14 protein-coding genes are annotated in these 11,757 nt (G+C 48.1%); 1 reads left to right on the top strand and 13 read right to left on the bottom strand.

What is annotated here, in order from left to right; all coding sequences use genetic code 11:
* Positions 1-236: 236 nt before the first annotated feature.
* Positions 237-1,532 carry a GapS1 family protein gene (gene gapS1, locus CAG65_RS13325; RefSeq protein WP_443098399.1) on the bottom strand — a complete coding sequence of 432 codons (1,296 nt, stop codon included), beginning with the start codon at positions 1,530-1,532 and terminating at the stop codon, positions 237-239.
* Positions 1,533-2,207: 675 nt separating this feature from the next.
* Positions 2,208-3,188: a porphobilinogen synthase gene (gene hemB, locus CAG65_RS13320; protein ID WP_202599387.1), complete on the bottom strand. Its 981-nt coding sequence runs from the start codon at positions 3,186-3,188 to the stop codon at positions 2,208-2,210.
* 460 nt (positions 3,189-3,648) lie between these two features.
* Between hemB and CAG65_RS13315 the strand changes: the two genes are divergently transcribed.
* Positions 3,649-3,897 (top strand): hypothetical protein, encoded by a 249-nt coding sequence (locus CAG65_RS13315; protein ID WP_161448593.1) that lies wholly within the window; start codon positions 3,649-3,651, stop codon positions 3,895-3,897.
* Positions 3,898-4,107: 210 nt separating this feature from the next.
* Here CAG65_RS13315 and CAG65_RS13310 read toward each other — a convergent pair whose 3' ends face one another.
* From CAG65_RS13310 to CAG65_RS13260, 11 genes are all read right to left on the bottom strand, one after another.
* The gene (locus CAG65_RS13310; protein WP_021706412.1) at positions 4,108-4,323 is read right to left on the bottom strand and encodes a DUF3820 family protein; all 216 of its coding nucleotides are present in this window, start codon (positions 4,321-4,323) and stop codon (positions 4,108-4,110) included.
* A 70-nt stretch (positions 4,324-4,393) separates the two neighbouring features.
* Positions 4,394-4,738, bottom strand: coding sequence for a helix-turn-helix domain-containing protein (locus CAG65_RS13305; protein WP_021706413.1), 345 nt, complete (start codon positions 4,736-4,738; stop codon positions 4,394-4,396).
* A 278-nt stretch (positions 4,739-5,016) separates the two neighbouring features.
* The gene (locus tag CAG65_RS13300; RefSeq protein ID WP_161453959.1) at positions 5,017-5,457 is read right to left on the bottom strand and encodes a F0F1 ATP synthase subunit epsilon; all 441 of its coding nucleotides are present in this window, start codon (positions 5,455-5,457) and stop codon (positions 5,017-5,019) included.
* Positions 5,458-5,472: 15 nt separating this feature from the next.
* The gene (atpD, locus tag CAG65_RS13295; protein ID WP_021706415.1) at positions 5,473-6,858 is read right to left on the bottom strand and encodes a F0F1 ATP synthase subunit beta; all 1,386 of its coding nucleotides are present in this window, start codon (positions 6,856-6,858) and stop codon (positions 5,473-5,475) included.
* Positions 6,859-6,881: 23 nt separating this feature from the next.
* Positions 6,882-7,742: a F0F1 ATP synthase subunit gamma gene (atpG, locus tag CAG65_RS13290; RefSeq protein ID WP_161453958.1), complete on the bottom strand. Its 861-nt coding sequence runs from the start codon at positions 7,740-7,742 to the stop codon at positions 6,882-6,884.
* A gap of 33 nt (positions 7,743-7,775) precedes the next feature.
* Complete coding sequence (gene atpA / locus CAG65_RS13285; RefSeq protein WP_161453957.1) at positions 7,776-9,314, bottom strand: F0F1 ATP synthase subunit alpha; 1,539 nt, start codon at positions 9,312-9,314, stop codon at positions 7,776-7,778.
* A gap of 12 nt (positions 9,315-9,326) precedes the next feature.
* Entirely contained in the window at positions 9,327-9,869 is a 543-nt protein-coding gene (locus tag CAG65_RS13280) for a F0F1 ATP synthase subunit delta (RefSeq protein WP_161453956.1), read from the bottom strand.
* 8 nt (positions 9,870-9,877) lie between these two features.
* Positions 9,878-10,348, bottom strand: a complete 471-nt coding sequence (locus CAG65_RS13275) for a F0F1 ATP synthase subunit B (protein WP_161453955.1) — start codon at positions 10,346-10,348, stop codon at positions 9,878-9,880.
* 43 nt (positions 10,349-10,391) lie between these two features.
* Positions 10,392-10,628 carry a F0F1 ATP synthase subunit C gene (atpE, locus tag CAG65_RS13270; protein WP_004730405.1) on the bottom strand — a complete coding sequence of 79 codons (237 nt, stop codon included), beginning with the start codon at positions 10,626-10,628 and terminating at the stop codon, positions 10,392-10,394.
* A 49-nt stretch (positions 10,629-10,677) separates the two neighbouring features.
* Positions 10,678-11,445 carry a F0F1 ATP synthase subunit A gene (atpB, locus tag CAG65_RS13265; RefSeq protein WP_161453954.1) on the bottom strand — a complete coding sequence of 256 codons (768 nt, stop codon included), beginning with the start codon at positions 11,443-11,445 and terminating at the stop codon, positions 10,678-10,680.
* Positions 11,446-11,757, bottom strand: a 312-nt coding sequence (locus CAG65_RS13260; RefSeq protein ID WP_161453953.1) for an ATP synthase subunit I, incomplete at its 5' end; no start/stop codon positions are given. It abuts the gene before it with no gap.

The following is an 11,757-nucleotide window of genomic DNA, read 5'->3' as shown; positions in this document are numbered from 1 at the left end:
GTCATCCCCTCGACCAGTTCTTTTTCAGATAACCGTTTTTTGCTCACAACTCGTCTTTCCATTCAAAATGAGATTAGATAATTTATAGCATACTGAGTTATTAGCTACAGAGTAAGGTTTTGTCCTGAAACACGTAATGGGGCAAAGGTGTGATACATATCTGCATCAGCACACCTCCAATTTGAGTCTAATATCGGTAATTATTTGAATGTGCTGGCTAGTCACTTGCTGAAAAATTATGCATCGTGACCTAGTGTTTCGATCTGAGCCTTCTTCGCTAAGAACTCTGGTACTTTACCTATACCCTTGTTCCAGTGCCGCCGAGATGCATTGATTTTGTCCATCAGCTCATCGTGTAGCTTATTAAAGTCGTTTATCAGCTTCTCACTACCGAGGGGATTAGCTCTCTCAACGTTATGAAGTTTGCCGTACTCATTGATGTGCTGACGCATATCAAATCGTGCAGTGGCCTGCTGTGCATCTTTTTCAGCACAGTAGTCTAAGAAGTCTGATAATTGAGTCCCTGCTTGATTACACACATCAAGCATACTCTCGAAGGACGTTATGCAGCAGAAGTGTGAGTGTTCGATCAAAATCTGATCATTTAAGGCTTCATGCACCCTGTTTTCAAACTCATTTCCCAAATACTCTGCTAACTTCATGGCATTACCCATGTAAAAATCTTGGTGCGTGATTATTAGAGAGTATCTCTTGTTCTTATCAGGTAGGGTGTCGTACCCGTTATCTTCGAGTATTTCCGAGCACTTCCCAGTTTGTTTAATGGCATGAATGATCGTTCCTTTAAGTCTATCTTTCACCATTCTGGGGCGATCAGTAACTAAGATACGTTCATTCGGCTCAATCGCTTTTGCATCAACAAGGATGCACCTGTCTCCTTCTTGTATTAAAAAATCAGCCACTTTAGCGTTACTGTTGACTCCCTTTAATCGGTAAAACTCTTTCAACATGACTTCACGAACGACATCTTTGTCGTACGAGGTAAGAAGCTCTGCAATGTAGTCCTCAAAAGCAGAGCCGAATTTTTTCTTGAAACCCTGAGCGTCGGCTCTCTTGAGTGTTCGAAGAACAAACTCACTGATACCTATGGTTGCTATGTATGAGTGGACAGCAGAGACTCCGTTGTGAAGTAGTAGCAGTGGACGAGAGATCAGCATTGGTTCAGAAAAGTATTCTACTGCGCGAAGCTCACCTCTTTCTGCACGTTGTTCTTGAGCTATCTGCCTCATGCCTCGCGGATTAGCGCCCAGCGTTTTTAACATCTTGCGTATCGAGTCGATATCAAACGCCGGGTTAAGCCTGCAAACAAGATCGGAATATGAAATGAAGCTAGAAGGTCTCTCCAAAAACATAGCGGCGAAGTGCAGTGAGAACTCAAAGAAGTCTTGTAACTCAACCCCGACTTCTTGTTTAAAGTTATTTTTGAACGACGCGCTTGCTCCTTCAGAGCACATAATCGTGTAAAGGCGTGTGAAGAAGTAAAGGTGTAGACGTTGATCCTGCTGGAAGAGCAACTAAGGCAGTAAGAACGCCCTCAGTGAGAGCCAAATGTTTTCTGCCCCATCTAGGTTAGAAGCGACTGACTGCAACGACCATAGCTTATCGAGAATCTTGCCAACGTCTTCCTTTGACGCTTCAGATGCATACCTTTCTGGTTCTAATTCGAGAGTCCAGTCTAAAGCCAGACATGTAACCCAAGGAGCAGACCGGGCCTGATCTACCCCTTTGCCGAAGTTCGTGTGAAGGCGGGACAAAAGGTGCTGAACTACAGACTCGGTTGTGTACCGTTTTATCGAGCGGCGTATTCGATATGCTTCTTGTTCAAATGACATGACTACTAACTCTCTCCGTAGCACAGTGGCATAGTGAATTTGTCTACCTGTGAATAGCCACCAAATCAGTAGACATAGAATAATCTAATGATTAATCAACTAAGCACATATTGGTTCATTACCAAAATTGGTGCAAGTAACGAGTTAAACAGGTGTGATAAAAAGTGACTCTTAATCACTTTGGGGCAGAAGTGTTTCAGCCAGAACGGGCTGAAACCTTAAAGCTTTAAACACTTGAATGCGAATATGCCAACTCTGAAAATTGAATAATGTGGACAAAGATCATTCCTTTAGTCCACAGTCTTGGTACAGCAGAGAGCTTATGTTAATGATTGAAATTCATAGCCAAATACTCAGCTAAATTTCTTCACTTAACCATATCGCATACTGCTTGGTGTAGTAGCTGACAATTAAATCTGCTCCAGCTCGCTTTAGCCCAATAAAAGTTTCGTTCACCACTAACTTTTCATCGAGAGCACCAGCCAGAGCCGCAAATTTAATACTCGCATACTCCCCACCTACTTGATAAGCAGCTAACGGTAAATGAGTCTCTTGTCTTAAGCGGGAGAGCACATCTAAATAAGGCGTACCTGGTTTGACCATAAGGATATCAGCACCTTCAGCTTCATCAAGAGAAGCTTCGAGTAAAGCTTGTCGACCGTTGGCATAGTCAAGTTGATAGCCTTTCCTATCACCATTGAGTTCACAATCAACTGCCGTTCTAAATGGCCCGTAAAAGGAAGAAGCAAACTTTGCTGAATGTGCCAAAATTGCCACGTCATGATAACCGGCGGCATCAAGACCTAGACGAATCGCTTTTACTTGACCATCCATCATGGCTGATGGAGCTAACATGTCAGCACCCGCTTTAGCTGCTGTTAAAGATTGCTTGACCAAGTTTTCAACCGTAAGGTCGTTACACACTTTACTACTCTTTATTACTCCACAGTGCCCATGATCAGTATATTCACAGAAACAAATATCCGGAATGACCATCATATCTGGAACAGCAGACTTTATTATTTTAATCATACGTGCAAGTAGACCATGATCATTCCATGTGTCGCTTCCTTGCGCATCTTTAGTATGAGATATTCCAAAAGGCATCACATAGCGTATACCTAAAGCATGAAGTTCTCGGACCTCATCCGCTAAATGACACTCTGGGATTCTGCTTATGCCAGGTAGAGTAGAAATTGGCACAGCTCGCTCTATATGCTCCTCGACAAATATAGGATGAATTAAATCACCTAGCTGCACATGACTTTCTCTTAATAAATTTCGCATAGCTTCGGAACTGCGGAGGCGTCTCAGGCGTCGTATTGGGGCAGTATTCAAAATATCATATCCTAATTTAAGTTACTCGATGCAAAGGTTCGTTAGTCAGAGCTTATGATTTCTCTTTAGTAACAAATCACTTTTTTGATCAAAAAAATGCCGTTTTTTCACTCTGCTCTTCAATACAAAATCAGTCAATAGTTATGTAAGAAATGAGATGGCAGCCCACAACGCAATACTTTTCTATATTTAGGATTCGTATAACTTTTAGTATGGAAAACATATGCCTTCAAAGTTTAAAAGAGCATTTTCACTATATGATTTCGGGCAATCAATGTTCCTGCGCTTTTTCTTATTTATCAAACCATCAATAACCACAGGTATTGCAAAGAGAGTTGTGGACAGCTAGCACGAGCAGTAGACTTGCGCTAACCAGAACGCCTGACTTTGGGTGCGCACTAAACATGAACGTTTGATTCTGCTACCACAAAGTCGATATTTAGTTTGATGGAGATAGATAATGAACGACAGTTGGGCTAACTTCTTTCCGTACTTTGCTGGAGCTTTTAAGCTTATTGTATTAGGCATTGGAGCCTACTTAGCTATTAAATGGCATTTTGATGAAGAGAGGAGGGTAAGGGAAGCGCAGGGCGTGGTGTTTGATAAACCAAGCGTCACGAAAAAATTGGCTGTGATGCTAACCATCCCATTCCTTCTAAGTTTTCTGGTGCTGCTAGTTATTTATGCTACTGACTGGTTTCTCTACTGATGGGCTTTATTGATACGATCAATGTTGAGCGATTTCAAATGGTGTACTCACACTGTTAAGAGGCTTATCCGATAAAACAGCTCAATCAAGACTCAAAATGTTATCTCAACGTTTACGCTCTAAATTGGTTTGAGGCAAAGCGTGCCAGAGTAGAATGCTCTGGCGGCCTTGAGTTGACGTTCTCCATGCAAGCTCTGGAGCAACGTGAATTTACATACGTTTTAGTGGTTTGACGACTGAATCCAAACCTTCAATTTTGAGCGCCAGACACAATTGCAGTAACTGGCCCAACTCCCCATCCGGGAAGCCTTTTTTATCAAACCACAGCAGGTATTCTTCCGGCAGGTCAATCAGTACTCGCCCGGCGTATTTGCCAAAAGGCATTTGAATTCGGGCGAGCTTAAGCAGGTTTTCTTTTTCCAGCATGAGTATTCAATGGGGGTGATTCACGATTAACACGCAGTATCGCTGAATCTTGGAGTGATGGAAAGCGGGCTCAGACCTCGTGAATGTAGTCAATGATCACTTCATTGCCTTCACAATAGACACGCTGGATCTTGCCATCGACTCTCACTCGGTTTTGCAGATGCACAACCTGCGCATCGGGCCCGGCGATCTCTTTCAGCGATGGAATGACGATATTGGGGTTCACGTGCAGTTGCTGACAGAACTGCTCGATAAAGTGGAGGCTCAGTGGCTTGGAGCCACGCAGCAACTCAGAGAACTGAATCTGATTCATGCCCAGTCTCTTCGCGACTTCCATCTGTGTCAGGCGTAGTTTTGCTTTTTGCGACATCCAGATGTTGTATAACGCTTCGCGATCCTGGTCCGTGAATTCCATAGTGTCCTCTCAAGGTATTGTTTTTACCGATAAATCCTAACAGCAATCATTGATCCCATGTCATTGTCAGGTTAACTTTTGTTCATCACATCTCAAAAACAATGCACTTAATATGCGTTTGTATTCGTAAAAAATGAACCAAAATTACTGATAAATGAGCAGGTTGACACAACGCTGATTATTGAGAGTATAGACGAGATATTTAGGCGAGAACTCAGGCCTGAGCCAGCCAAAAGGACACCAGAGAAGAAGCCTGCCGACAGGCGGCAGGCTTAAGATTAGCGGCGGGCGCGAACACTGAGCTCAAACGCTCGCAGTTGCGCCAACGCTTTGGTCAGCTCCATCTGCGCCTGCGCGAACGAGAGATCGTCGACATGCGCACAAATGTTTTCTTCGGCCGCTTTACGGGCCTGTTCGGCACGCGCCTTGTCAATGTCTCGACCGTGTAATGCGGTATCGGCCAGCAGCGTGACAACATCCGGTTGCACTTCGACCAAACCGCCAGAGACGTACAGGATCTCTTCGGGTTTGGACAGATCATCCACGATACGAGCAACACCCGGCTTAATTCGACTGATCAATGGCGAGTGGCCGGGACGAATCCCGAGCTCACCGTCAGCACCCGTTACCGCGATAGCGTGCGCCGGACCAGAGTAGAGCGTCCCCTCTGCACTGACCACATTGAGCTGGAACGTACTTTGTGAAACCGCTATGGCCATACTACCTCCTGCTCGTTACAGAGATTTTGCTTTTTCAAGCACTTCGTCGATGTTCCCGCAATACATGAACGCCTGTTCGGGGATATCGTCGTACTGCCCTTCAAGCAGCGCTTTGAACCCCGCGATGGTATCCTTAAGCGGTACAAACACACCCGGCTGGCCGGTAAACACTTCCGCGACATGGTAAGGCTGGGTCAGGAAGCGTTCGACTTTACGCGCCCGAGACACCAGACGTTTGTCGTCTTCCGACAACTCGTCCATACCCAGAATGGCGATGATGTCTTTGAGCTCTTTGTAGCGCTGCAATGTCTGCTGTACCTGCTGGGCAACGTGGTAGTGCTCCTGACCGACAATCTGCGGATCCAACTGACGGGATGTCGAATCGAGCGGGTCAATCGCAGGATACAAGCCCAGCGCGGCAATGTTACGTGACAATACAACCGTCGCGTCCAAATGAGCAAACGTGGTGGCCGGAGACGGGTCGGTCAGGTCATCCGCCGGCACGTACACCGCCTGAATCGACGTGATCGAGCCATTTTTGGTCGACGTGATCCGCTCTTGCAGCACTCCCATCTCTTCCGCCAGCGTCGGCTGATAACCCACCGCCGATGGCATACGCCCTAACAACGCTGACACCTCGGTTCCCGCCAGGGTATAACGGTAGATGTTGTCGACAAACAGCAACACGTCGCGGCCCTCGTCACGAAAACGTTCGGCGATCGTCAGGCCTGTCAGTGCAACACGAAGGCGGTTACCCGGTGGCTCGTTCATCTGACCGTACACCATGGCCACTTTGTCGAGTACACCCGCTTCTTTCATCTCGAAATAAAAGTCGTTCCCTTCACGGGTGCGCTCCCCCACCCCGGTAAATACCGATAAACCAGAGTGAGCTTTGGCGATATTGTTAATCAGTTCCATCATGTTGACGGTCTTACCCACACCGGCACCGCCGAACAAACCGATCTTGCCGCCTTTGGCGAACGGGCAAATCAAGTCAATCACTTTGACGCCCGTCTCCAGCAGCGCGGTACTGTTCGACTGCTCTTCATAGCTCGGCGCGCTGCGGTGGATTTCGTACTTCATTTGCTCGCCGATAGGACCGCACTCATCGATGGGTTCACCCAGCACATTCATAATACGGCCCAGCGTTTCTTCCCCGACCGGAACGGTGATCGGGCCGCCGCTGGACGCCACTTGCAGACCGCGTTTCAGACCATCGGACGACCCCATGGCGATGCAGCGAACCACGCCACCACCCAACTGCTGTTGAACTTCCAGGACCAATGAACTGTTGTCCGCGCCGCTCACCTTCAGCGCGTCATAGACTTTCGGCCCCTGATTTTGTTCGAATTCAACGTCCACCACCGCGCCGATGACTTTGACGATTTTGCCAATACTCATAATCTCAACCTCAAATTCTGTCTCTAAACCGCTTGTGCGCCGGCAACAATTTCGCTCAGCTCTTGTGTGATTGCCGCCTGACGGGCTTTGTTGTACACCAGTTGTAAATCTTCAATCAGTTGTCCGGCGTTGTCCGTCGCGGCTTTCATCGCCACCATACGTGCGGCTTGTTCACAAGCGATGCTCTCAACCACTCCCTGATACACCATGGATTCGACGTAACGCTGAATCAGATGGTTGAGAATGTCTTGAGGAGACTGCTCGTAGATGTAATCCCAGCGAGCGTCTTTATCACGTTCAATATCTTCTTTCGGGAACGGCAACATTTGCACGACCCGCGGCTTTTGCACCATGGTGTTTACAAACTGATTAAACACCAGGAACAAACGATCGATCCGGCCTTCGGAATAGTGCTCCATCATGGCGTTGACGGCGCCAAGTAATTCTTCCAGTTTGGGCTTATCACCCAGCCCGGACGTCTGTGCCACCACATTGCCGAGCGAGCGGAAAAAGCCGATCGCTTTCGATCCGATCAGGGTCGTGTCCACGTCCACGCCCTGCTCCTGCCACGTTTGCATTTCCGACAAAACCTGCTTGAACAGGTTACTGTTTAAGCCACCACACAACCCACGATCTGAAGAGATGATGATGTACGCCGCCCGTTTGACTTCCCGCTCCTGCAAGAAAGGATGACTGTACTCCAGTGTCCCGGACGACACGTGGCCAATCACCTTGCGCATATTGACGGCATAAGGGCGTGACGCTTCCATATTGTCCTGAACTTTGCGCATCTTACTGGCGGCGACCATTTGCATCGCACTGGTGATCTTTTGTGTGTTACCCACACTGGCGATCTTGGTGCGAATCTCTTTGGTATTTGCCATAAAGGCCTCCTACTCAATGACGCTGATATTTGCCTACGAATGCAATGCGGTGAACTCTTTCAGTAAGCTGTGTAGCTCGCTTTCAATCTCATCGTTGTAATCGCCAGTATGGTTAATCGAATCCAATAGCGGTTGGGCATTGGTGTGGGCGTACGCCATCAATTCTTCTTCGAAGGTGGCGATCTGATGGAGATCCACATCGCTCAAATAACCTTTCTCAGCAGAGAAAATGGCCAGCGCCTGCTCTGCCACCGTCATTGGTGAATATTGCTTTTGCTTCATCAGTTCCGTCACTTTCTCACCGTGATCCAGTTGCCGACGGGTGGTTTCATCCAGGTCAGATGAGAACTGCGCAAACGCAGCCAGTTCGCGATACTGAGCCAGTGCGGTACGAATGCCGCCCGACAATTTTTTGATCACCTTAGTCTGAGCCGCACCACCGACGCGAGATACCGAGATACCTGGGTCCACCGCAGGACGCAAACCGGAGTTGAACAGCTGGGTTTGCAGGAAGATTTGCCCGTCGGTAATGGAGATAACGTTAGTCGGGACAAACGCCGAGACGTCTCCTGCCTGGGTTTCAATGATTGGCAGAGCGGTAAGCGAACCGGTTTTGCCTTTCACTACCCCAGCGGTAAAACGCTCCACATACTCTTCGCTTACCCGCGCGGCGCGTTCAAGCAAGCGTGAGTGAAGATAAAACACATCGCCCGGAAACGCTTCACGGCCCGGCGGGCGTTTAAGCAACAGCGAAATCTGACGATACGCTACTGCTTGTTTAGACAGGTCATCGTACACAATCAGCGCGTCTTCACCGCGGTCACGGAAATACTCGCCCATCGTACAGCCAGCATATGGCGCCAGATACTGTAGCGCGGCCGCCTCTGATGCCGAAGCCACCACCACTATGGTGTTGTCCAGCGCACCATGCTCTTCCAGTTTGCGGACCACGTTGGCGATGGTCGACGCCTTCTGGCCGATGGCGACGTAAATACATTTTACGCCCAGATCTTTCTGGTTGATGATGGCATCAATGGCCATGGCGGTTTTTCCGGTCTGACGGTCTCCGATGATCAGCTCACGCTGTCCACGACCGATCGGCACCATGGAATCCACCGCTTTGTATCCTGTTTGGATAGGTTGGTCGACCGATTTACGATCAATGACCCCGGGCGCAATCACTTCGACCGGATCCATACGGTCAAACGAGACCGCACCTTTACCGTCAATAGGCTGACCAAGCGTGTTTACGACCCGCCCTAGCAAGCCGGGGCCAACTGGCACCTGCAAAATCCGCCCGGTACCTTTCACTTTCATGCCTTCCGACAGGTCCGCATACGGCCCCATCACGACCGCACCAACCGAATGGCGCTCCAAGTTGAGTGCCAAGGCGAAACGGTGGTCTGGCAGTTCTAACATTTCGCCCTGCATCACATCGGATAAGCCGTGAATGGTGATGATGCCGTCGCTGACCGAAATGATGGTTCCTTCATTACACGCTTCGCTTTCCAGATTGAAATTAACGATGCGCTCTCTGATTAGTTCACTGATTTCATTTGAATTTAATTGCATTTCTCTTCCCCGTTACGCATGCAGGTTGGTTGCCAGTCGGCTGATGTTCGTCAGCACACTGCCGTCAAAGACGGTTTGGCCGGCTTTGATCACCACGCCACCTACAAGGGATGGATCCAGTTGTGTTTCCAAGGTGATGGCTTTGCCATATCTGGCTTTTAACGCCTCACTAAGCTGCATCATCTGGTGCTGTTCTAAAGGCTCAGAAACACACACTGTGACTGTCATGGTGCGTTCATAATCCGCTTTCATGTCACCAAACTGGTTGATCACTTCACTCAGTGCTTTCAGCCGTTTGTTTTCAGCCATGACGCGCAGAAAATTTTCGAAGTACTGGCTGAGCCATTCGCCAGTGGCAAGCAGCATCAAATCCAGTAATGCCTGCTCTGACCCATCCTCTTCCAGTTCACTGAGCAATAAACGGGTATTGGGCTGCGCCAATACAACGTCGCACAGCGCCAGCATTTGCTGCCACTCATCCAGACATGCAGCTTCACAGGCATAATCAAAGGCGGCTTTCGCATAAGGCTGCGCGACCACTGTCAGATCCGACATACGCCCCCCTAGACTTCGCTGATGAAGCGATTCACCAGCTCTCGGTTCGCCGCACTATCGAGGTTGCGACTGATCAGTTTGCTGGCACTGGCGATCACCAGGTCGGCCATTTCATCTTTCAGCTCCTGACGGACTTTGCTGCGTTCCTGCTCCACTTCGGCTTTGCCTTCGGCAACAATGCGGGCTTTTTCCTGCTTCGCCAGATCAACCGCTTCTGCAATCATCTGGTCCTGACGCTGCTTCCCCTGATTAATGATCGCCTGAGCCTTCTCACGCGCTTCCGCTACCAGGCTGTCACCATTGGCTTTGGCCAGTTCCAGCTCTTTCGCAGCCTGTTCGGTTTGCTCAAGGCCCTGTGCAATTTCGGCGCGGCGCTCATCGAGCATTTTGACAAGTGGTGGCCAGACGTATTTCATGCACAGCCAGACAAAGATCACGAAGGAGATCGCCTGACCCAGCATTGAGGCATTTAAGTTCATAGCACCCTCACTTCTATAACGTGTTGAAAATGAATAGTTCGAATTACGCTACAGCGAAGATGATGTACAAACCGATACCCACGCCGATCATTGGCACCGCATCCACCAGACCCATCATGATAAAGAACTGAGTTCGCAGCATCGGGGTAAGATCCGGCTGACGAGCCACACCTTCAAGATACTTACCGGCCAGATTACCGATACCTGACGCGGCACCAGCAGCACCCAAACCAATCAGCAGTGCCCCTGCGACATATAGAACTGCGCTAACGATATCCATAACAACTCCTAGAATTGAATTTTTAATTAAGATTTAAAACAGTCAAAAATTAATGTTCTTCTACAGCCATGCCCAAATAAACCACGGTTAACACCATGAATATAAAAGCCTGAAGCACGATAATTAATATGTGAAATAACGCCCATGGTACACTCAGTGCCCATTGCATCCACCAAGGCATTAAAGCAATTAAGATAAAGATCATTTCACCGGCATACATATTTCCAAACAGTCGAAGACCCAATGAAATCGGCTTAGAGATCAATGTCACCAGCTCCAACACCAGATTCACCGGATACAATAACGGATGAGAAAATGGTTGCGTGGTTAATTCTTTAATAAACCCTTTAATACCTTTGTGCTTAAACGTATAACCAAGAACAAGAATAAATACGCCTAACGCCATCGACATCGTAATATTGACGTCCGCAGAAGGTAAATCACGGAAGTGACCCAGACCGAGTTCACGAGTGACGGCCGGAATAAAATCGACAGGTAATAAGTCAATTGCATTCATCAGCAGTACCCAGACAAATATCGTCAGCGCCAGAGGGCCAATCAGCTTATCTTTCACCTGGAATATTTCTTTCACCATATTGTCGACGAACTCAAACGTCATCTCGATCAAACACTGAAAGCGCCCCGGTACCCCTTTGGTTCCTTTCGTGACTACGTAACGGAACGAAAGAATAAACACCAGACCCAAAATCCAAACCATGATCATAGAATCGATGTTGATGCCAAACCAACCGTTGCCGGTGGTCAGAAAGGTCAGGTGATGCTCAATGTATTCATGAGCAGATTGGACATTCTCCATTTATGCCTTCCTTTCACTCGGGTCTTTAAACATCGGCGTGAAGAAATGGCCAAGCATCGTCACGCTGAATGCAATCAAGACCACGATGTTGCGAAGAGCCATGAATCGAAAGGTCAACACGAACATCACAACGGTGTAGACGATTTTGATATTACGACTCAGGTTCATCAGGTCGCGTAAGCTCTTCTCTGGTTTCAGTTTCGATTTAATGGACGCCATCACCATACCCAGAAGAGATGGCAGAACAGCGATAAGCACACCGGTCAATGCCGATTCTGCACTCAACACTCCATTGCTGAGGTACTCATACCC

Origin of the sequence: Vibrio sp. V39_P1S14PM300, from assembly GCF_009904765.1 — a bacterium.
GTDB classification, from domain to species: Bacteria; Pseudomonadota; Gammaproteobacteria; order Enterobacterales; family Vibrionaceae; genus Vibrio; species Vibrio proteolyticus.
The sequence above is the reverse complement of the archived record's forward strand: the minus strand, read 5'-3'. Positions and strand labels throughout refer to the sequence as shown.